A 22,092-nucleotide genomic window follows, 5' to 3' on the forward strand; every position below is an offset into this window, starting at 1 on the left:
ACCACTGGTTTTTTTGTTCGTAACTGACTACGACGATTAAATGGCGCTCGTTGCTTGTTCAAGCCACTGTTTCACTTCGCCATCTACAAGGGGTGAAAGGTCGTTCCATACCTTTTGATGGTACGTGTTTAGCCACTCAACTTCGTGCGCAGATAATAGAGAGAGGTCAATGTTACGTGTATCGATAGGGCAGCGTGTTAGGGATTCGAAGCCTAACACCGAGAAATCGCCGGCTGTTTCAATCTCAACAACAATCTCTAGGTTTTCGATGCGAATACCAAACTCGTCGGTGCGGTAGTAACCCGGTTCATTAGACAGAACCATACCTGCTTCTAACGCTGTATCATTGTATACCTTCGCGATACGTTGTGGCCCTTCATGCACACTAAGGAAGTGACCCACACCATGACCTGTACCATGGTCGTAATCAAATCCGTTCGCCCATAAATGCTGACGCGCAAGGATATCCAATTGATGCCCTTTAGTTCCCTTAGGGAAACGAGCTTGAGCTAGGCCAATATGTCCCTTTAATACAAGAGTGAATTGTTTCTTCATTTCTTGTGTCGGGTTGCCAATTGCGATGGTTCGAGTAATGTCTGTCGTTCCATCTGGATATTGACCACCAGAGTCTACCAAGTACATGGAGTTGTCAGAAATAACACCTGGAGTAGGCTCGTTGTTGTGATTGTAATGGCACATTGCTGCATTGTGAGCGGCGGCTGAAATAGTATCGAAGCTTAGATCCGCCAATGAAGCATCTTCTTTCCTGAAGCTTTCTAACTTATCCGATAGTTGTGCTTCATTGAGAAACTCGCCTTTATCGTTTTGCTTGTCGAACCAAGACAAAAACTTAATCATGGCAACGCCATCACGAACGTGGCTGTTCTTCATTCCTTGTGCTTCGACACTGTTTTTAACCGCTTTAGGAATTAGGCAAGGGTCGGCTATTGGAAGTACTTCCGCACCCACTTGGTTAAGCACTAGCTCAAACCATGCGTTACTGGTTGCCGGATCAAGTATTACCTTGCGGCCCTTAAGGGCAGTGAGGCGAGTCTCAAGTTCTGATGGAGAGTAGACCGTAACACCCGAACCAACGTGCTCATCAAACTGAGTTGGCACACGTTCAGAATCAATAAAGAATTCTACTTCACTATTGCTATGAACAATGGCGTGAGAGAGGGCAACAGGTAAACGAGATATGTCGCTACCGCGAATGTTCAATAACCAACAAATTGAATCTAGTGCAGTAAGAACGGCGCTATCCGCTTTTTGTGCTGTTAACTCATTAGCAATTAACGTGCGCTTTTCCAGGCTACCAACACCAACCCAGTCATTCTCCATTAGACGCAATGTAGAAAGCGTAGCCTGTGGTCTATCACTCCATAATGTATCGACTGGATTGCTATCGATGTACACGAGCTCGTAATCTTCAGAAAGGGATTGCTTAGTTGAAGCCAGCCAATGACCAGAGTGCATTCTAGGGTCAATACCCACCTTGCTGCCTTTTGCGAGGTTTTGAGTGACCCAAGCTACAGGTGGAGTTTGCACAAGATGTTGATATGAATAAACATCAGCAGGGGTTTGTTTCGTTACTTGAACGGTATAACGACCATCGACAAAAATAGCCGCATCGTTAGTTGAGATTACTGCTGCTCCTGCTGATCCTGTAAAGCCAGTCAGCCAGTGTAAGCGTTCATTATGCTCTGGAATGTATTCACCAAGAAATTCATCTTCATGAGGAACAATGAAGGCGTCTAATCCATTTGTACTTAACCAGTTGCGAAAATCTGCAACACGGCTTTTTATCTGAGCTGGCATAATCTCTCCTTTTCGTTACTACCTTTATGCGCATGGCGATTAAGCTACTCTTTTTAAGGCCTGTGTGCAATTTCAGAGTGCGGAAAATGACGTTGCATATCGCAAATGAAAACTGTTCTAGTTACGGTAAAAAGAGTATATTCTATATACAGACAATATTTCCGTCCCACCGCGAGTTTTGATTTCTTCAAAACACAACAAGTTCTTATTGAAGTGAAATAATATGGCATTAACGACTTATGAATTAGCTCGTATAATGGAGCAGATGGAAGAGTCTCCTGAAAAAGTAATGTATGGCAAATTACTGAGGGAGCTAGGCAATCAAAGTGAAGAAAGAATTAGAAGTGCAGCAAAACAATTACCCTTGCACACTCTAAAAGACATCGTTTATCAGTTTCAAAGAGTCATTGAATCTCGAAAGGGTGAGCAAGTTGACTTACTCGCGCAAGAACTCGTAAAAGATGGTATCTCTATCGAAGACTTAAAAGCATATATGAATAAATAAGCTCCTATACAGGAGCTTATTATCATTATTATTGTTTGAACCGCTTCGCCAGAATATGATCGGCAGATAATATTCCTGCTCCCCAAATTAGGTTAATTAAGATCATTAAACCCCATAGTTGATGATCATAAAATCCTTTTTCCCACAGAACGGGATAAGACACCACGGCCATGATATTGAATATGAATAATATCGCTGCAAATGGTCGTGTAAATAAGCCTAGCGCGATAAAAATAGGAACGATAAGTTCAGTTGCGGTTCCTACATAAGCCGCGATTTCCCAAGGAAGAATAGGCACCTGATATTCGTATTCGAATAAAAAGAGGGTACTGTCCCAGGTTCCTATCTTCACCAGTCCTGCATTAAAGAAAACCCAAGCAACCCAAAGTCGACAGAAAAGCAAAAGGGCGGGTACTGCTAGGCCTTGAAGGTTCTCAACGATCCCTTCATAAGCTCGGTATTTGGATTGGATTGTACTGTTCATATCAACTCCTTAGCTGTGCAAAGCCGGCGATCAGCATTCGATCTACCAATGACGGTATAGAAGGAAGTTGCTGTTCGTTGATTTGTGATAACGGTTGCTGGCTTTCGATCGCTCTCAACAACAAAAAGTCATTGTGTTCGAGCTGATGGAAATGAAGGTGTCCATCGGGCGTTGCTTGAACGTAACCATATTGTAGTTGGTTGAGTTGCAACTCATCGAAAGTGTTTTGGTCAATGGCCTCGATAAGGTCGAATATCGAGTAATTTGATTCAAAGCTGCGGACGCTGGCTTTAGAAACTAAGTGTATATTTTGTTGCTGTTGGTCGCTCAACTGGCTCAGCGCTGCAAGGGGTTGGTGCTCATTCTCTATCGCGTTGTGAAGAGTCAGTTTAAGTTCATCAGCTAAGGCTTCAAACCTAGCGATCTCTGTGATGTAAGGGGCCGCCTCAATAACTTTTGGAAATGTCGATAGGGTTTGCTCAAACCCTTGCCCATAATCGGATACGTTGCCGCTTAATGAGGGCGTATTCAGTACGTGGGATCGTGCTATCTGTTCAAAACACTCTTCACCCACCAAAGCTAATGTGTAGGGGTACATGGCCTTCAGGACATCAGTAAAACTATGCACCACATTGTTTCGATAGATTTGAATGCGCTGTTCATCAGTGAAGTGGTCGCTGTGAATGTGACAGTCAGACACCTCTCCTTGGTAGACTAAGGAGCGGGCAAAGTTACTCTGCAGTTGAGACAGGCTGATCATGAGGCTTCCCTCATATCAGAAAACTGCTTTGCAATCACAGATGCTTTTTCGGCTTCGCCTAATAGTACCTCTGGTGACGGAATATCCATGTCCCATTCTATTAGGGTGGCAGTGTTTGGGTTGGATTGACTCCATATACGATATAGTTCCCACACCTCATCACACACCTTGGTACTGTGTGTATCAATCCATATCTTTGAGTTTTGTATTTCTTTGACGGTAAACCCAGCAAGATGAATCTCTTGAACCGCTTGTCGGTTGATGGCATTCAGGTAATGAAGCGCATCAAAGCCATGGTTTAATGAAGAAACATAGATGTTATTTAGGTCGAGTAGCAGTTGGCATCCAGAGCGTTGTTGTACTTCGTTTAGAAAGTCCCACTCTGAAATGGTGGAATGATTGAAGCGTAGATAACTGCTTGGGTTTTCAATTAACAGCGGGCGCTTGATGGCATCTTGTACCTGAAGCACATTTCGAACAAACACCTCTAGAGCTTCTTCTGTATAGGGAAGAGGGAGCAGGTCATTAAAATGCACACCGCCATTTTGACTCCAGCTTAAGTGGTCCGAGACCAGTGAGGGTTCGATCTCATCAATCAAATTTACCAAAGACTGTAGATGGGATTTATCTATTTCTCCCACTGAACCAAGGGAGAGTCCTACGCCGTGGCAAGAGATTTGATGCTGCTGACGAATGCTTCTAAGCTGCTGTCGTGCGGGGGCGTTGATTTCGAAGTAATTCTCACTATGCACCTCTAACCAAGACACGTGACCAGGGTTATGCTCAAAGAAGTTGAGATGAGGATGACGTAAACCCACCCCAATACTGTTATGAATCCCTGCATTGTGCATCGTTGTACTCTCCGAAAATTTGCGAAAAAGAGGGGCACGTTTAATAGGTGTGCCCCAGACCTTAAATCTAATTCGTCGCTAGATTACGAAGATGATGTACTACCACCGGCTAGCTTGTCACAAAGCCCTTTAGGCACTACGACAAAGGCGTCTTTTTGGTGATCTTCTTTTGATGTACCCGCACACGAACTTGTTTTCGTTGCGCAGTCATTTTTACCTGCCTTTGATACGCCGTAGCATTTCTCTTTCTCAGCCGCCACTGCATGTGTTGCAGTCAGCATGGTGCCACCTAGAGCTAATAAACCAGTAACTGCCGCTGTAACTGCAAGATTAGACTTTTTCATAATTTCATCCTCGATATGATTCTAAGTTGTCTGAGCAATCGCGGGTTAATGTTAACGGTTTGTTGCGAATGCCTGTTAAATAGGACGGGTTGGATCACGAAAATCTTTCAAAAAAATACAACAAAATGAAGGTTTCAATATAGGTTATTGAAAATTAAGAGGAATTAATTTTTATTTTTCTACGAATAAACGACAGAAACACAGGTTAGAGATTGTACCTGTAACCCTGTATACTGAGCTTTAATGTATAAATAAACAGTAATTGATTGGAAAGGTACGATGGACGCATCATTATTACTCGACGGGCTCAATGATAAACAACGAGAAGCCGTTGCAGCCCCATTGGGCAACCTATTGATCCTAGCGGGCGCAGGAAGTGGTAAGACTCGAGTATTGGTTCATCGTATTGCTTGGCTGATGTCTGTAGAGCAAGCATCGCCATTTTCGGTTATGTCGGTAACCTTCACCAATAAAGCCGCCGCTGAAATGCGTGGCCGTATTGAAGAGCTGATGCAAGGCACTGCTTCTGGGATGTGGAATGGTACCTTCCATGGTATCTGTCATCGTATCCTTCGCGCCCACTACCTTGATGCTAAATTGCCAGAAGACTTTCAGATTATTGATTCTGATGATCAGCAGCGCTTACTGCGACGTTTGATAAAGGCGCAAAATCTAGATGAAAAGCAATGGCCAGCAAAGCAAGCAGCTTGGTGGATCAATGGCAAAAAAGACGAGGGGCTAAGACCTCAACATATCGATAGCTATCACGATCCAGTGACTAAGACCTGGCTACGTATCTATTCGGTATACCAAGAAGCGTGTGACCGAGCGGGTTTAGTTGATTTTGCTGAAATTTTGCTGCGTTGCCATGAGCTTCTGCGAGATAAGCAACATATTCGTGAACACTATCAGGCTCGCTTTAAGCATATCTTGGTGGATGAATTCCAAGATACCAACAACATTCAGTATGCTTGGTTGCGTATGATGGCGAGCCCTGAGTGTAACGTTATGATTGTCGGCGATGATGACCAATCTATTTATGGTTGGCGTGGCGCTAAGATAGAAAACATTCAACGCTTCCTGAATGAGTTTAAGCAAGCATCAACCGTGCGCCTTGAACAGAATTACCGTTCTACTAAGAACATACTTACCGCTGCTAACCATCTGATTGCCAACAACGTTGAGCGTATGGGTAAGGAGTTGTGGACGGATGGCAGTGATGGTGAGCTAATCTCTGTGTATTCAGCCTACAATGAGCTCGATGAGGCTCGCTTTGCGGTCAATAAGATCAAAGAGTGGCAGGATACTGGTGGGGCACTAAAAGACTCCGCAATCTTGTATCGAAATAATGCCCAGTCGCGTGTGATCGAGGAAGCTTTGATTCAAGCTGGGTTGCCTTATCGCATCTACGGCGGAATGCGATTCTTCGAGCGTCAAGAAATCAGAGATGCATTGGGTTACTTGCGCTTAATGTCGAATCGAAATGATGACGCTGCCTTTGAAAGGGTGGTGAACACTCCTACTCGTGGTCTAGGTGAAAAGACGTTAGAAACCATTCGTTTTGCAGCGCGAGATCGTGGCGCAACATTATGGCAAGCCAGTAATCAGCTTCTAGAAGAAAAGGTCTTTGCGGGTCGAGCCGCAGGTGCTCTAGGGCGCTTCGTCGAATTAATTAATGCCCTTGAAGACGATACCGCTTCAATGGAAATGCACAAGCAAACTGACCATGCCATCAAAGCCTCTGGCTTGTTTACTATGTATCAACAGGAGAAGGGCGAAAAGGCTCAGGCTCGCATAGAAAACCTTGAGGAACTGGTCACGGCCACCCGTCAATTTGAAAAGCCTGAAGAGGCGGATGAGATGAGTGATCTTACCGCTTTCCTAACCCACGCTGCTCTAGAAGCTGGCGAAGGTCAAGCTGATGAATTTGATGATGCGGTGCAATTAATGACCCTACACAGTGCCAAGGGTCTAGAGTTTCCTTTGGTCTTCATGGTGGGCGTAGAAGAGGGGATGTTCCCGAGCCAAATGTCATCAGAGGAAGCGGGTCGACTCGAAGAAGAGCGCAGGCTTGCTTATGTGGGAATGACTCGAGCGATGCAGAAGTTATATCTCACCTATGCTGAGATGCGCCGTTTGTATGGCCAAGATAAGTACCACAAGCCATCTCGCTTTATTAAAGAGTTGCCAGAAGCGTGCGTGCAAGAAGTACGTATGAAGGCGCAGGTGAGTCGACCAACCAATAGTGGACGCTTTAGCCAAACGGTTAAGAAAGAAAGCTTTAATGAGACTGGTTTTAGCTTAGGGCAGCGGGTGAGCCATCCAAAATTTGGAGAGGGCACCATTATTAACTTTGAAGGAAGTGGTGCGCAAAGCCGTGTTCAGGTGGCCTTTAACGGCGAAGGAATAAAGTGGCTGATTACCCAGTACGCCAAACTTGAGAGATTGTAATTTGAATGAGCCCCAGTGAATGCTGGGGCTTTTTACTTTTTAGGCTAAGTAAAAATCTTTTATGCCTTGCAAAAGGTTGTTCACTGCAACCGCAGCCAGAATCAACCCCATTACACGACTGATGATAGCCGCACCCACGTTGCCAATCCACTTCTGAATATGAGTCGCCCCTAGTAATAAGAATAGGGTGATGAGCAATACGACTAACATAACACCTGCCGTCATAGCCTGATCGATAAAGGCGTGCCTATGGTTATCGGTAAGCATTACGATGGCCATCATAGCGCCAGGAGAGGCGATTGAAGGAATAGCCAAAGGGTAAACGGCCAGATCGGCAAGCTCCGATCGGTTTATCTCTTTCGACATCTTGCTTTCTTGCTCTGGCTTGCTTTCGCCAAAAATCATGGTCAATGCGAATAACAGTAGAACTAACCCACCGGCGGCTTGGAATGCGGGGAGAGGAATTTGCATTGCCTCTAGTAACACTTGTCCCGCAAGTAAAAAGAATAGAAGCACGCCTGTGGCAATCGCTACGGCTTTAATCGCAACTAATCGGCGTTGTTTTTTAGCTAAATGGTGAGTTTGTGAAAGATACACAGGGACTGAGCCAACAGGATCGATGACCGCCCACAGGACGACAAATTGAGTAACTAGGATGCTGAGCAAGAAAGTTATCTCCTAAAGCAAAGATTAAGGGAGGGGGCTTTCTCAGTATATCAGGTGTGGCATGTGGGAAGTTGGGATGAATGAAATATGTGACATAAAGAAAAACCCCGAGAGCTTGCGCTCTTCGGGGTTATAGTCTTACTCGCAGCAATCCGGCTACTAAGTGTGCTCCATGCATCAAATCCATGATAGTGTGCTGTTATCCTTCAGCGTATTCCTTTTCTCGCCATCCTAGCGGTGTCCATATGACCTTATCCTGGTCTGCCAACAATCCTCGTTAGCGCACGTCACTTATTCCTTGAGCGGTGTCCTTTACATCATCCTGATGTTTAGTCCTTGCCTCATCCAGAGGTGTCCATTGTCTTTCCTTAGTAGTAACCATCCTAGCTACTATTGCGTCCATTCAATGTCCAATTTGCTTTCCATGCCGACTATTCATCCTGAATAACCGAATCTTCATCCTGAAGAACACCGAATCCTTGGTGATTTCCTTTTCCGTGTCAGCTTCCTTCCGACCCTTGTCATATTATGCTTTTTTCATTTTTGCTCAATGGGGTGACAGAAAAAAGATTTTAATCGTAACAACAAATCACAATCTAGCTCTATATAAATCAATGGCTTAGTGTCATCTTGGTCTAATTCCGATATATTTTAACTTCGATCGCGCACATCTTTGTGAGAGATCTCTTACAAATTTCGGGCGGATGTCGTTATTGTCTTACCATCTGATTTTCTCCAATAGCGACACCTTCTCGCCTTGGATCGGCCGCGCCGGTCAAATCTCGCTCAATTTTAATGATGTGTAGGCCTGAATTGAGAGGCTTCAATTTGGTTTTGTAACCCCATTTTTTAAACTGTTGCTCATACTGCTGTGCGCTAGTGTCTTGCTCAAATTCAACTGTGCCGAATCGATTGGAGATGTGGGGCAATTGAACCACCTCCTCTAAAGGTAACTGCCAAGTTAGGTGAGCGATGAGCGCTTGTGCAACATACCCAATGATGTAGCTACCGCCAGGTGAACCAATGGATAAATAAGGAGAGTCATTTTTCAGGACTATGGTTGGTGACATGGAAGAGCGCGGTCTTTTTCCTGGCGCAATGTGATTAGCGATGATCTGACCATCTTGATGATGTTTAAAGGAAAAATCGGTCATCTGGTTGTTGAGTAAGAACCCTCTGACCATGATTCGAGAACCAAAAACGTTTTCTACACTGCTGGTTAAACTGACCACATTTCCTTCGGCATCAACAATATTAAAGTGAGTTGTCGAAGGAAGCTCTATGGATTGGTCATTGGCGTAGTTAAGGGCGATCTCCCAAGGAGGAGACCCAGCACTGACTGATTTTAGAGGCGCTTTGAGGTTTATCATTTCTGCGCGCTGTTTAAGGTAGTCCTCATTGATGAGCCCTTGAGAGGGTACAGACACAAAATCACTATCGGCTAGGTATTTGGCTCTATCTGCAAAGGCCAATTGGGTTGCATCACCGATGACTTTGTAGCTATTTGCGCTGCTTGATCCCCACTCATGCAGTGGGAATTGCTCGGAGAGTTTGAGTATTTGACCGACGGCAATCCCTCCCGAGCTAGGGGGACCCATACCGCAAACATCGTATTCTAGATAGTCCACGCAGATTGGGGTTCGTTCTATGACTTCATATCTGGCAAGGTCTTTCTTTGCTAGCACCCCTGTGTGTTTGGGGTGATTGGCGACTGCTGTAACAATATCATTGGCGATATCGCCTTGGTAAAAAGCATTTTCACCATAGGTGGCCAAAAGCCTTAACGTATCGGCATACGCCTGATTAATCAGTACTTCACCGGCTTGTTTAGCGCTGCCATCTGCATTGAGGAAGTAGGCCTTGCTGTTGGCATCAATGGAGAGATGTTGTTTATCTCTTTCTATTAAACTGGCTAATCGAGGGCTAATGGTAAACCCTTGCTCTGCCAATTCTATTACGGGTTCAATCAGCCTTGGCCATTTGACGCTGCCATGCTTTTGGTGCATTTCCCACAATAGCTTTATCGCACCCGGTGTGCCCACTGACAGACCACTTACGACTGCATCGTAGAATTTTAATGGTTGGCCATCCTCGCCAATAAAGTGTTCAGGCTTGACGGCTAGAGGGGCGGTCTCACGAGCATCGAAAGTGGTGAGGTTTTTTTTCTCACCATCCCAGTATACGAGGAAAGCGCCACCGCCAATTCCTGATGATTGGGGTTCAACTAATCCTAGCACTAATTGTGTTACCACCATGGCATCGACCGCATTACCGCCATCATTGAGCACTTGGGCTGCATACTGGCTAGCGATGGGGTTTGCAGCTGTAACCATCCACTCTTTGCTTTGTTGGGCTTTCTTAGTTTCCCAACCGGTAGGGGTTTCAGGTGCGACCGCATCGCTGGCTTGATTGGCGATGACCGTTGAAGATGCCATGCAGGTTAGAGTGAGTAGGGATAGTGCTCGAAGAATCATTAGGTTGCCACGCTGCTACAGTAAAGTACTGAAAGCGTGGCATTTAATTGTGATTTTTCAAACAAAAACGAACACTTTGAGAGAGAAGTTATAGGAGTTGAGTGATCGCTTGCCAAAGAATGGCTGTACCTAAGACGGAAAACAGCAAACAACAAATGATATCGATATAGATGGCAACGCGAGCGAGCACTTGCTGCAGTCTTTTTGTCGATAAAGCCCAAGCCAATAGCGCGAACCAAAACAGCGACAGGCTCCAAAGGATGATTAATGCCGCGACTTTGCCTTCTACAGACATGCTTGCAGGGACCAATGTCGACATCAAGCTGACGAAGAATACTAAGGCTTTAGGGTTCAATAGGTTGGTGGTCAAGCCTCGAGTGAAGGCTTGCTTTTTGCTATTGAGGGTAAAATCCTTACCCGGTTTTTTGTCTACCGCAGGCTTTCGAATACTTTGGATTATCGACGTTATACCCGTTAATCCTAGGTAAGCCAGGTAGCTACCTCCCATAAGCTGAAGCACAAGAAACAGCGTTGGGTGTGAATGAACGAGGTAGCTAATCCCTGTTAGGCTGAGGATTGAGTGAATAAGAATGCCAATAGAAAGACCAAACGCAATAGCGATGCCCGTTTGTCTTCCGTAGCGTGTTGAATTCTGTACCACTAAAGCAAAATCAGGGCCTGGGCTCATTAAGGCAATAAAATGTACGCTAGCCAGAGTCAGTAACACATTAACTTCGTTCACTTTCTATTGCTCCTAGCGTTTTTGATTCCATCGAAGCTAAACACCACCAAAGCCGTCCAAATGAATAAGAAGGTCACGGCTTTATTGATACTAAAGTGCTCACCGTAGACGGTGATCGCCAAGATGAACATCAGGCTTGGACCTATGTATTGGAAGAAGCCTAAAGTCGATAGCTTGATACGAGTCGCCGCGCCGGTAAAGCAAAGTAGTGGTGCGGTGGTTATCGCTCCTGCGAGCAAGAGTAGTGTGTTTAAATCCCAGCTGTTGTTAAACATGTTGGAGGTATCACTATGGGTAAAGAAGGCCCAATAAATGACAGCCAGTGGCAGTAACAGCAGGGTTTCAACGAACAAACCTGTTTGGGCATCAAGGTTTACCTTCTTTCTTAACAACCCATAGCCACCAAAGCTGCAGGCCAATGCAAACGAGATGTAAGGAATAGAGCCAAAGGCAATCAGCTCAATAGCAACGCCACAGAATGCCAGAGCAACAGCGATCCACTGTACCGGTCTTAATCGTTCGCTCAGAAACACCATCCCAAGCATGACATTGATGATAGGGTTTATGTAATAACCGAGACTTGCCTCTAGCATATGATTGCTGTTGACGGCCCAGATAAAAATAAGCCAGTTCACTCCGATTAAAAGAGAGGTGGTGATCAAATAAACGAGCTTGGTTTTACTTTTTAATATTTCTTGAAAGGAACGCCACCCTTGTCCAAAGTGGATCAGACCAGCCAGTAAAAAGAAGGACCAAATGATTCGGTGCATCAGTATTTCAATGGCAGGAACCGAAGATAACGCTTTGAAATATATAGGCGCAATTCCCCACATGGTGTATGCCATTATGGCGAAGATGACACCTTGTCGAGTGCGTTGTTGAGCTGGGTTATCCATAGATTCTCAAGATACTGTTCGGAAAACAGCAGAGTATAGAGAGCGTGCTCTCTAAGAGCCAGCAAAATGCGGTTTGCATCCTAGATCATCCCCTTTACAATGTAGCGCTGACTCATCATCCACTACTCACAGGTAATACATCCTACATGTCCACCCATTTGTCTATGATTGAGGAATCCGATACTCAAATAACACCGCAGCGCGTGCTAGAGGATGTGTTTGGCTATCAGGAATTTCGCGACGGCCAACAACAGGTGGTGGATGCTGCACTCTCTGGAAAGGACTCTTTGGTTATCATGCCTACCGGTGGTGGTAAGTCTATGTGTTACCAAGTGCCTATGCTGGTGGCTTCTGGAATGGGCTTGGTGATATCACCGCTTATCTCATTGATGAAGGACCAAGTTGACCAATTGAAAGCCAATGGTGTGGCTGCCGAGTGTATCAACTCAAGCATGACTCGTGAGGAGTTGTTGTCGGTGTATAACCGTATGCATCAAGGCAAAATAAAGTTGATCTATGTATCGCCAGAACGTGTGCTCATGCATGAGTTTATGGAGCGTTTACAGCACTTAGAGATTAACCTTATCGCCATTGATGAAGCGCACTGTATCTCTCAGTGGGGGCATGACTTTAGGCCTGAATACGCATCTTTGGGTCAGTTAAAGCAGCAATTTAGCCACGTACCCTTTATGGCGTTGACTGCTACTGCAGATGATACGACACGACTTGATATTAACGGCCGACTGCAACTCGATGACCCTCTTTGCTACCTAGGCAGCTTTGATAGACCCAATATTCGCTATACCTTGGTAGAAAAAGCCAAGCCAGTTGCTCAAGTGATTCGCTATCTCGCCACTCAAAAAGGTCAGTGCGGCATCATTTATTGCGGCAGTCGCAAGAAAGTCGAAATGGTGACGGAAAAACTCTGCAATAACGGCATTCGAGCCATGGGCTATCATGCGGGAATGGATCCTGATGAACGCGGCTACGTACAAGAAGCGTTTCAAAAAGATGATATTCAGATCGTTGTCGCCACCGTAGCCTTTGGTATGGGGATCAATAAACCGAATGTGCGCTTTGTTGTGCACTTTGATATCCCAAGAAACATTGAGTCCTACTATCAGGAAACCGGTCGAGCAGGGCGAGATGGCTTGCCCGCTGAAGCGATGACCTTGTATGACCCATCCGACATCAACTGGTTGCGACGCATGCTTGATGAAAAAGAGGATGAACAGCAGAAAAAAGTCGAGATGCACAAGTTAAACGCAATGAGTGCCTTTGCTGAAGCACAAACCTGCCGTCGACAAGTCCTGCTGCATTATTTTGGTGAGTATCGTGAGAAAGCGTGTGGTAACTGCGATATCTGTATCGACCCACCGAAGACCTTTGATGGTACAGAGGCTGCACGAAAGGCGCTCTCTTGTGTGTATCGTGTTAATCAGTCCTTTGGTATGGGGTATGTGACAGAAGTGCTTCGCGGTATGCAGAACATACGTATTCGCGAGAACGGACATGACAAGCTAACGACTTATGGTATAGGTCGTGATAATAGCCATGACTACTGGGTGAGTGTTATGCGTCAATTGGTACATAAAGGCATGCTGACTCAAAACATTGCTCGAAACTCAACCTTGCAGCTGACAGAAGAAGCCAGACCGTTATTACGTGGCGATATGGAATTAGAGCTTGCTGTGCCTAGGCTGGATCTCACGGTTTCTGCCAAATCCGACAAGACCCCAAGCAAACACTACGATAAGAAGCTGTTTGCAAAATTACGTAATCTTCGTAAGCGCGTAGCTGATGAGGAAGGCTTACCTCCTTATGTAGTGTTTAATGACGCTACCTTGATTGATATGGCTGATATCCTGCCTACTTCGTATGGCGAAATGCTGGCCGTAAATGGAGTGGGGCAACGCAAACTCGATAAATACGCTGATGCCTTTCTCGATCTAATTCAGGAGCACATTACTGGTGTCTAGTTTTACTCTTCGTCATTTTGACTCACAAAAAGGTCGCCTTTCCTTGGTCACGCCATCGTTTGATCATGATGACTTTCCTTCAGTTGGACAGCAATTTATCGACCTTATCAGTGCCACAGTATTGGAAAAGCAGCAAGATGCTGACCTTCACTCTTGGTTGATTGACTTCGAAGGTTGTCAGTTAATGCTGCGCGCGGAACACTATAGTGAATCCATGTGGTTGGAGGCGCTATCTGCTGGCCAATCGGAAGAAGAACTGCAATACCTCGCTGGACTGGTAGCAAAGGGTATTTAGTTAGAAAGGTTTCACATGAAACCATAGTGCTGTTCATGTATTGCACAATCTGAATCGTTATGTATAATTCCGAGCCCGCCATTTTGGTGGGCTTTAAATTTTGAGATGAAGCGACTTGCTTCGAATGGGTTCCCTCGCCCCCATCTACTAAAAAGGTACAATATGAACCGTTTTAATCCATCGCAACTGCGAAAAGCGCTTTTCTTTTTAGCGTCATTCCACCTGATCATCATTGCCTCGAGCAACTATCTCGTTCAACTGCCATTTACCGTTTTTGGTTTTCACACCACTTGGGGCGCGTTTACGTTTCCATTTATCTTTTTGGCAACAGACCTGACCGTTCGCATCTTTGGTGCTGCACTTGCACGTAGAATTATCTTCTTGGTAATGCTGCCTTCGCTAGTAGTGTCCTATTTTCTCTCGGTAGTATTCTTTGAAGGGCAGTTTCAAGGTTTTGCTCCGCTTGGAGAGTTCAACCTGTTCGTGGCCAGAATCGCTATTGCTTCATTCATGGCTTACTTGCTAGGACAAATCTTGGACGTGCATGTATTTAATCGCCTGCGTCAAATGAAGCAATGGTGGATTGCCCCAACGTGCTCCACTTTATTTGGTAATGCATTAGATACCTTAGCTTTCTTTAGCATCGCTTTCTATAACAGCCCTGATGCGTTTATGGCGCAACACTGGCAAGAGATAGCGCTAGTGGACTATGTGTTTAAGCTTGTAATTAGCTTGGGCTTGTTTGTTCCTATGTACGGTGTCTTGCTCAATTACTTGATTCGAAAACTGACGACCGAATCAGACCAAAGAATCGCTGCACAGGCATAGAATATCGCAAAAAAAAGAGCTCCCTAGGGAGCTCTTTTTTTTATACTGAGTGTTAGTACTTGGTACAGAACTGCGTCCATAAGCGGTAGGCTTCTTGGTCGGATAATTGCTTATCTTTTAGTTTGGTAAAGAGTAACACGGCAATAGACGCTACCACGTGGTTAGCCATCTGAACCTTGTCAGCCTCTATCGTGCCAAGAGGGCACTGTTTTGGGCTGACGATTTGTTCGTTGTACATCTCTTTCCAGTAGTGCGAATGTAAGCCCTTACTATCACTTGTCCAAATTGTCTGGCTTACCTTTGGATTGTACTCAGACTCACCGGATACTCCTTTAAAGGAGGCAATAGAGCAGTTCGAGTGACCTATGTTTGTTTCGATCTCCGCATGCAATTCCTGAAAGCCTGGGTGGAAGCTGCCTCTAACGCCATACTTTGCGCTACCAGGGTTTAATCCTCTCACTACAGTATTTATCGGAGTTCTCAAGCCGTAGCGCTTCTTCCAATCAAGCATCTTCTCTGCGATAGGAGCAAAGTGGGATAGAGGCAAGTAAGCGATGTTTGAAGATTGCAGTAGTGAAGTAGCATGCTCAATATCGCGCGCCGTTTCGATATTCAATGGCTGCAAATAGTGTTGGCTATGCACGCGGTCTGATCCTGTATCAAGATGACCATGGATCAGCACCTTATAACCCTCGTCTGCGAGAATAGAGGCGGCGATCAGATTCCAGGGCAGGGATTGTTGATTGCCATTGATATCTTGTTTGCTTTTCTTTCCTGCATAACAAGGCCAATCAATATCGACTTCGATTTTTGGTAATCGCTGGTGGAAGGCCTTGGTAAAGCCGGCAATCTCTGCAGCTGTCTCATTGTTAACTCGAATGAGCATCATCAACATCGCCATTTGATCATCGTCGATCTGACCGTCAAGATATTGATCCATCACCGTAAAGGCTTGATCAAATGAGAGAGGTTTACGACCACGCTCTCCTCGGCCAACACAGCGGATGCACTCCAATATAATGCTCATTTCTCAAGCTCTCCTTGCTTCGATTTTGTTTTCAAAATATTTGTCTGTAAAAAAGCCCAGTTGGATAAACTGGGCTAGATAAATTATATCTGCTTGATTTGCAAAGGCCAGTTTTGGTCTGACTGCCGATTGGCTTCAATCTCTAGTTCAGCAACGGTCAATGGATTGGCGTTACACCAACTTGCATCAATGGATAAACAAAGTTGTTTACTTGTCGCTTGCAGTTCCACTGAGGGCTGCAGATTCACATTGCGCCTATGGGTAAGTAGCACTGACAAGCGTAGAATTCTTAAGATGTTTTCTGCGCTTTGTTTACTGACGGCCTGCTGCTCAGGTAAAGAGGACAAAGCATCCTTATAGCGTAGCGTAACGTCGGCAAGTAGATTTTTCTGTGCTCGCGTATAACCCGGTAAATCAAGGTGTTGCAGTAGGTAGGCATTATGTTGACCTGCCTTTTTAAAATCGATAGTCAGTCCAATTTCATGTAACTGAGCAGCGGCTTGTAGCAATTCTATTGCGACAGGCTCAGGCAGAAACTCACTACCACATTGATTGACTAGCTTATTTGCGGTCTCGGCAACCTGCTGTGCATAGTCTTGATCGAGCTGAAAGCGCTGTTGAACGCTGGTTAAGGTTCGCTGACGGATGTCTTCTTGATGCAGTTCGGTGATCATTTCATAGACCATGCCTTCGCGAAGCGCGCCGCCGGCAAGAGTCATTTCATCAATGTCTAAAAGCTCAAAAATGGCCAGTAAAATAGAAAGACCACTAGGGAAGACAAGGGCTCGCTCAAGGGTGAGACCTTCGATCTCAAGCTCTTCTAAGGCATGAGCTCGCATGGCTTGTTTCTGTAGGCGCTTTAACTTGGAGTGAGTAATCACTTCGTCCATGCCTTGCGCTAGCATTATCTCTTGCAGTGCTTGAACGGTTCCGCTAGCCCCTACACACAAGTCCCAACCTAGCTCTGTATATTCATTCAGAACCGGGCTTAGAGTTTGCTTGGCGGCCTCAATGGCGCGGTGGAAATTGTCAGCGGTGAGCTGTCGGTCGTTGAAGTGTTGCTCTAACCAAGTTACGCAGCCCATTTGCAGGCTGTTAAGTACCTTAGCGTCAAAGCCTTCACCGATAATCAGTTCGGTACTGGCGCCACCAATATCAACAACGAGACGCTTACCTTTACCACCAGAGGTGTGAGCAACCCCTTTATATATAGTGGCAGCTTCTTCATTCCCAGAGATAACCTGAATATCTTTACCCAGAATCTGATTGGCTTTATTCAAGAACTCATCAATATTGGTTGCGACACGAAGCGTGGCGGTTCCGACAATACGAATGTTTTGTTCAGGGATGTCTTGTAAGCGTTCAGCAAATAGAGACAAACAGTCCCATCCTCTTTGCATTGCTTCCTGACTTAACGCGTTGCTACTGTCTAAACCAGCAGCGAGGCGAACCTTGCGCTTAATCTTCGCCATAGTGCGAACGCTTCCATGTACGTGCTTTACAACAAGCATATGGAAGCTATTCGAGCCAAGGTCAATGGCGGCATAAAGAGGAGATGAGTCTGTCATAACCTAAATTAGCTGTTTCCTGATTATCTGTTATGTGGCCTAGATGGTCTGCTGCGTCGCTGATTATTATTGCGACCTTGAGGTTTTCCACCACTTTGACGACGGGTGTTTGGTGAGCGTTGAAGACGAATTGGTCTCGGCAACTCTTGAATCAAAGCTTCAGGGTCATAGTCTGATGCTGGAATTGAGTGATCGATGTATTCTTCGATTGCAGGTAGGTTAACTGCATACTCTTCACAAGCAAAACTGATTGAATGACCGCTTTCACCAGCACGTCCTGTACGGCCAATACGGTGAACATAATCTTCAGCGTCATCTGGTAGGTCGTAGTTAAATACGTGCGTAACCAGTGGAATGTGTAGACCACGTGCAGCAACATCAGTCGCAACCAAGAAGTCTAATTCGCCTGTAGTAAATTGCTCTAGAATTCGTTCGCGTTTTTTCTGCGGAATGTCACCTGTTAAAAGACCCACACGGTGCTCATCGGCTGCTAGGTAACCCCAGACTTGCTCACATTTGTATTTTGTATTGGCAAAAATGATCGCTTTTTCAGGCCAATCTTGCTCAATCAAGGTCATAAGCAGAGCGATCTTATCTTCATTTGAAGGGTGGAACAGCTCTTCTTCGATACGGACGTTGGTGCGACGCTCTGGTTCTACTTCCACATGCTCAGGATTGTTCATGTGTTCGAACGCAAGTTCTTGCACTCGGTAAGAAAGGGTTGCAGAGAAAAGCATGTTAAGACGATCTTTTGGCTCTGGCATACGACGGAACAAAAAGCGAATGTCTTTAATGAAACCCAGGTCAAACATACGGTCAGCTTCGTCAAGAACAACAGCTTGGATATGATTAAGGTTAAAAGCTTTCTGCTTGAAGAAATCGATGATACGACCAGTAGTGCCGATCAAGATATCAACACCTTGTTGTAGCTCATTCAGCTGCTTGTCGTAGCTTTCACCACCATATGCAAGCGCAGCTTTAAGGCCGGTGCTTGCAATCAAAGCTTCAGCATCACGATGGATCTGAATAGCCAACTCACGCGTTGGTGCCATAATAATGGCGCGCGGTTGGTTCACTGCTCGAGACTCATCGGCAGGGTTTTTAAGTAGGTAATCGAAAGTAGCGGTTAGAAAGGCTAATGTTTTACCAGTACCCGTCTGAGCTTGCCCCGCAATGTCTTGGCCAGTGAGCAGTACTGGCAGCGCTAACGCTTGAATCGGAGTACAATACTCAAATCCTTTTGTTTGCAATCCAGTGATAATATCTGGGTGCAAATCGAAGTCGGCGAATTTTTGCTCTGTGATGTGTGTCTTTTTCATGAGCATAGAATATCAGCTTACGCTTGCATTAAGAAAGGAAATCCATTCCAATAGGCAATCTAATTGCCGATAATCATCGGATCGGCATCAGAAAATTGATTTGGAGCTAAAGATGAGCGATAAGATTTTGCAGCTTTCTGACGACGGTTTTGAAAGTGATGTAATAAAAGCTGCAGGCCCTGTGCTGGTAGATTTCTGGGCAGAATGGTGTGGTCCATGTAAAATGATTGCCCCTATTTTGAATGAAATCTCAGAAGAGTACGCTGGTAAACTTACTATTGGTAAGCTAAATATCGATCACAACCCAGCAACGCCACCAAAATATGGCATTCGTGGTATCCCAACATTACTGTTGTTTAAAGACGGCAATGTAGCGGCAACCAAGGTAGGTGCGCTTTCAAAGACTCAGCTTAAAGAGTTCCTAGACGCAAATATCTAAAATGAGAAAAACAAATTAACCGTGTATTTTTTAATGCACGGTTTTGTTTTTTCTAGAAGCTAGACTAGGCTTGTTTTTAGTGCTAGTTTATTGCACGTAAATCATACAATTTTCCTTTTCTTGGTCGATCCTGAGACCAAATCTCTCTAACTAACACATACAGATCCTATTTTGACTACTAAATCTAATACAAAGACCACCGAAAAATCGACCACTATGAATCTAACAGAGCTGAAGAACAGACCTGTCTCAGACTTAGTGAAACTTGGTGAGAGCCTTGGTCTTGAGAATCTTGCTAGATTGAGAAAGCAGGACATCATATTTTCTACGCTAAAAGCGCACGCTAAAAGCGGAGAGGATATCTTTGGTGACGGCGTCCTAGAGATTCTACAAGACGGATTTGGTTTTCTGCGCAGCTCAGACAGTTCATATCTAGCTGGCCCAGATGACATTTATGTATCGCCAAGTCAGATTCGTCGCTTTAACCTGCGTACAGGTGACAGCATTGCCGGTAAGATTCGCCCGCCTAAAGATGGTGAGCGTTACTTTGCATTGCTTAAGGTTAATACCGTTAACCACGATAAGCCTGATAACGCACGTAATAAGATTTTGTTTGAAAACCTGACTCCACTGCACGCTAACGAGCGTATGGTAATGGAAGTAGGTAACGGTGCGACTGAAGATATTACAGCTCGTATCCTAGATTTGGCTTCACCGATCGGTAAAGGTCAACGTGGCTTAATCGTTGCTCCGCCAAAAGCGGGTAAGACAATGTTGCTGCAAAACATCGCCCAAAGTATTGCCCGCAACCACCCAGAGTGTGAGTTGATGGTATTGCTTATCGATGAGCGTCCAGAAGAAGTAACTGAGATGCAGCGCCTGGTTCAGGGCGAAGTAATCGCTTCTACGTTTGATGAGCCAGCGTCTCGTCACGTACAGGTTGCTGAGATGGTAATCGAGAAAGCGAAACGTCTAGTTGAGCACAAGAAAGACGTTGTTATCCTTCTTGATTCAATCACTCGTCTAGCGCGTGCTTACAACACAGTAATCCCTTCTTCAGGCAAGGTTCTAACAGGTGGTGTGGATGCGAATGCACTTCACAGACCTAAGCGCTTCTTCGGTGCGGCTCGTAACGTAGAAGAAGGCGGTAGCTTAACTATTATTGCAACTGCTTTGGTAGATACGGGTTCTAAGATGGATGAAGTTATCTACGAAGAATTTAAGGGTACAGGTAACATGGAACTGCACCTAAACCGTAAGATTGCTGAAAAGCGTGTCTTCCCTGCGATTGATTTCAACCGTTCAGGTACTCGTCGTGAAGAGTTGCTCACTAAGCCAGATGAACTTCAGAAGATGTGGATTCTTCGTAAGATCGTACACCCAATGGGTGAGACTGATGCGATGGAGTTCCTGATTGATAAGTTGGCAATGACCAAAACTAACAATGAGTTCTTCGACGCTATGCGACGTCAATAGCAGATTTCTTTCGAAATTTGCCATTAACTGAACTTATCGTAAGATACGCCACCTAACTAAGGTGGCGTTTTTTTAATTACGACAAAACTATGCTAGGACGGCATAGTATCACTAAGCTGGTATACAGTATTACAGGGAGTAAGAGTATGCATAAAAAGCTATTGGCTACGTTGTTATCTGCCATGCTTGGCAGCTCATTTGCAGTGCAAGCCATTGAACTTAGCGTGGAAGATAAGCAGCAAATGCTATCTGATGCTCAGTCTCAGGAGAGTGCGCAACGCATAGTATCGCTCGCTCTATCCGAACAATCCGATCAAGCAAATTTCAATCTGCTTCGAATTAAACAGCCGCAGCAAGAAGTAGTCAGGTTTCTTGCCATCAAATCTATTTCTGAAAGTGCCCCCCAATATACCTCTGATTTAGCCGTCTTTGTTGACACTCAGCGCAAGGTAGCCCCGTCACTGAAAATAGTGGAGCAGGGGGATGGCTTCCGTTTTGTTTCTCCGGCGTTTTCCTATCAAATAATGGCACAGCGCCTGATTGATGATTGGAAGTTGGACGATCAAGTCATTGAGTTGTACGTGGGTGTGGAGAATGAGCAACTCGATTTACGTGCTTGGCTAACGGAACATCCAGACCTGACATCGCAAAGAGAAAAGCTACTGATTAACAACATCGACACGATCTCAGATGAGGGATTGGCCTATCTCGTTGAGCAGATTACCGATAACAGCGTGTTATCTTGGTTACCAAGTTCAGACCTGATGGTCGCAATGGCAACGAGATCCAATAACCCTGAACTCTACGATATTGTGTGGAAGATGAAAGCCGATAGCGCATTAAGTCGAGAGCTAGAACGACTAGGGCAAGACGGTAGTGACTTTTCAATACAACAAATGATCGTGGCGAGCCAAAACCCTTCATTGAGTGAGCGTAGTCTGCAGTTGCTAGCCAAATACGCGCCGACCTCGCAACCCGCGGAAGATTTTTTGGTCTCCAGGATGAGCAATCAAGGTGATGCACAGGTGATCACTGAAAGCATCCAAGGCTATGGGTACAATAGCTGGTTCAATCAGTGGGCAAGTAAGTACCCAGAAATATTTAACCGTTAAATTTGTTAGCGGAAGGTGATGGGCTTTTTGCTATACTGCGCCCATCTTTTTAGGCTAA

20 protein-coding genes are annotated in these 22,092 nt (G+C 45.2%); 8 read left to right on the forward strand and 12 right to left on the reverse strand.

The window, feature by feature from the left end:
- Positions 1–36: 36 nt before the first annotated feature.
- The gene (locus OCU35_RS00170) at positions 37–1,818 is read right to left on the reverse strand and encodes an aminopeptidase P family protein (protein WP_315972627.1); all 1,782 of its coding nucleotides are present in this window, start codon (positions 1,816–1,818) and stop codon (positions 37–39) included.
- A gap of 223 nt (positions 1,819–2,041) precedes the next feature.
- Here OCU35_RS00170 and tsrA point away from each other — a divergent pair, with 223 nt between their 5' ends.
- Positions 2,042–2,323: an H-NS-like global regulator TsrA gene (gene tsrA, locus OCU35_RS00175; RefSeq protein WP_026012783.1), complete on the forward strand. Its 282-nt coding sequence runs from the start codon at positions 2,042–2,044 to the stop codon at positions 2,321–2,323.
- Positions 2,324–2,351: 28 nt separating this feature from the next.
- Here tsrA and OCU35_RS00180 read toward each other — a convergent pair whose 3' ends face one another.
- The 4 genes from OCU35_RS00180 to OCU35_RS00195 all read right to left on the reverse strand — a co-directional run bounded on the left by OCU35_RS00180 (position 2,352) and on the right by OCU35_RS00195 (position 4,762).
- Positions 2,352–2,807 carry a DoxX family protein gene (locus OCU35_RS00180; protein WP_102329455.1) on the reverse strand — a complete coding sequence of 152 codons (456 nt, stop codon included), beginning with the start codon at positions 2,805–2,807 and terminating at the stop codon, positions 2,352–2,354.
- Between the two features lies 1 nt (position 2,808).
- The gene (locus OCU35_RS00185; protein WP_261825486.1) at positions 2,809–3,567 is read right to left on the reverse strand and encodes an HvfC/BufC N-terminal domain-containing protein; all 759 of its coding nucleotides are present in this window, start codon (positions 3,565–3,567) and stop codon (positions 2,809–2,811) included.
- Positions 3,564–4,418: an MNIO family bufferin maturase gene (bufB, locus tag OCU35_RS00190; RefSeq protein WP_261825487.1), complete on the reverse strand. Its 855-nt coding sequence runs from the start codon at positions 4,416–4,418 to the stop codon at positions 3,564–3,566. The genes OCU35_RS00185 and bufB overlap by 4 nt, the downstream gene beginning before the upstream one ends.
- An 83-nt stretch (positions 4,419–4,501) precedes the next feature.
- On the reverse strand, positions 4,502–4,762 hold the full coding sequence (locus OCU35_RS00195) for a BufA1 family periplasmic bufferin-type metallophore (protein WP_017027087.1): 261 nt from the start codon (positions 4,760–4,762) through the stop codon (positions 4,502–4,504).
- Positions 4,763–5,041: 279 nt separating this feature from the next.
- On the opposite strand from OCU35_RS00195, the gene uvrD reads away from it, so the two are divergent.
- Entirely contained in the window at positions 5,042–7,213 is a 2,172-nt protein-coding gene (uvrD, locus tag OCU35_RS00200) for a DNA helicase II (RefSeq protein ID WP_017027086.1), read from the forward strand.
- Between the two features lie 39 nt (positions 7,214–7,252).
- Here the strand turns inward: uvrD and OCU35_RS00205 are convergent, their stop codons facing one another.
- From OCU35_RS00205 to rarD, 4 genes are all read right to left on the reverse strand, one after another.
- Positions 7,253–7,879, reverse strand: a complete 627-nt coding sequence (locus tag OCU35_RS00205; protein WP_017027085.1) for a MarC family protein — start codon at positions 7,877–7,879, stop codon at positions 7,253–7,255.
- A 710-nt stretch (positions 7,880–8,589) separates the two neighbouring features.
- Positions 8,590–10,314: a gamma-glutamyltransferase gene (gene ggt, locus OCU35_RS00210; RefSeq protein ID WP_082961366.1), complete on the reverse strand. Its 1,725-nt coding sequence runs from the start codon at positions 10,312–10,314 to the stop codon at positions 8,590–8,592.
- 127 nt (positions 10,315–10,441) lie between these two features.
- Complete coding sequence (locus tag OCU35_RS00215; protein ID WP_017027082.1) at positions 10,442–11,095, reverse strand: LysE family translocator; 654 nt, start codon at positions 11,093–11,095, stop codon at positions 10,442–10,444.
- A complete protein-coding gene (gene rarD, locus OCU35_RS00220) occupies positions 11,092–11,991 on the reverse strand; it encodes an EamA family transporter RarD (protein WP_017027081.1) in 900 nt (299 codons plus the stop codon). The genes OCU35_RS00215 and rarD overlap by 4 nt, the downstream gene beginning before the upstream one ends.
- Before the next feature lie 164 nt (positions 11,992–12,155).
- Here rarD and recQ point away from each other — a divergent pair, with 164 nt between their 5' ends.
- From recQ to OCU35_RS00235, 3 genes are all read left to right on the forward strand, one after another.
- Positions 12,156–13,970, forward strand: a complete 1,815-nt coding sequence (recQ, locus tag OCU35_RS00225) for an ATP-dependent DNA helicase RecQ (RefSeq protein ID WP_083188938.1) — start codon at positions 12,156–12,158, stop codon at positions 13,968–13,970.
- Positions 13,963–14,265, forward strand: a complete 303-nt coding sequence (locus tag OCU35_RS00230) for a DUF3630 family protein (protein ID WP_102321755.1) — start codon at positions 13,963–13,965, stop codon at positions 14,263–14,265. The genes recQ and OCU35_RS00230 overlap by 8 nt, the downstream gene beginning before the upstream one ends.
- 162 nt (positions 14,266–14,427) lie before the next feature.
- A complete protein-coding gene (locus tag OCU35_RS00235) occupies positions 14,428–15,093 on the forward strand; it encodes a 7-cyano-7-deazaguanine/7-aminomethyl-7-deazaguanine transporter (RefSeq protein ID WP_017027078.1) in 666 nt (221 codons plus the stop codon).
- 52 nt (positions 15,094–15,145) lie between these two features.
- On the opposite strand, the gene OCU35_RS00240 is transcribed toward OCU35_RS00235, so the two are convergent.
- The 3 genes from OCU35_RS00240 to rhlB all read right to left on the reverse strand — a co-directional run bounded on the left by OCU35_RS00240 (position 15,146) and on the right by rhlB (position 19,007).
- Positions 15,146–16,120 (reverse strand): glycosyl transferase family protein, encoded by a 975-nt coding sequence (locus OCU35_RS00240; protein ID WP_017027077.1) that lies wholly within the window; start codon positions 16,118–16,120, stop codon positions 15,146–15,148.
- Between the two features lie 83 nt (positions 16,121–16,203).
- On the reverse strand, positions 16,204–17,688 hold the full coding sequence (gene gppA, locus OCU35_RS00245) for a guanosine-5'-triphosphate,3'-diphosphate diphosphatase (protein WP_065210316.1): 1,485 nt from the start codon (positions 17,686–17,688) through the stop codon (positions 16,204–16,206).
- Positions 17,689–17,711: 23 nt separating this feature from the next.
- Positions 17,712–19,007, reverse strand: a complete 1,296-nt coding sequence (gene rhlB / locus OCU35_RS00250; protein WP_026026055.1) for an ATP-dependent RNA helicase RhlB — start codon at positions 19,005–19,007, stop codon at positions 17,712–17,714.
- A gap of 112 nt (positions 19,008–19,119) precedes the next feature.
- On the opposite strand from rhlB, the gene trxA reads away from it, so the two are divergent.
- The 3 genes from trxA (at position 19,120) to OCU35_RS00265 (ending at position 22,034) form a co-directional block, all read left to right on the forward strand.
- The gene (trxA, locus tag OCU35_RS00255) at positions 19,120–19,446 is read left to right on the forward strand and encodes a thioredoxin TrxA (protein ID WP_017027074.1); all 327 of its coding nucleotides are present in this window, start codon (positions 19,120–19,122) and stop codon (positions 19,444–19,446) included.
- Positions 19,447–19,662: 216 nt separating this feature from the next.
- Positions 19,663–20,922: a transcription termination factor Rho gene (gene rho, locus OCU35_RS00260; protein WP_017027073.1), complete on the forward strand. Its 1,260-nt coding sequence runs from the start codon at positions 19,663–19,665 to the stop codon at positions 20,920–20,922.
- Positions 20,923–21,068: 146 nt separating this feature from the next.
- Positions 21,069–22,034, forward strand: a complete 966-nt coding sequence (locus OCU35_RS00265; RefSeq protein WP_065210315.1) for a hypothetical protein — start codon at positions 21,069–21,071, stop codon at positions 22,032–22,034.
- The last annotated feature ends 58 nt before the right edge of the window (positions 22,035–22,092 follow it).

The organism is Vibrio breoganii (assembly GCF_024346795.1).
GTDB classification, from domain to species: domain Bacteria; phylum Pseudomonadota; class Gammaproteobacteria; order Enterobacterales; family Vibrionaceae; genus Vibrio; species Vibrio breoganii.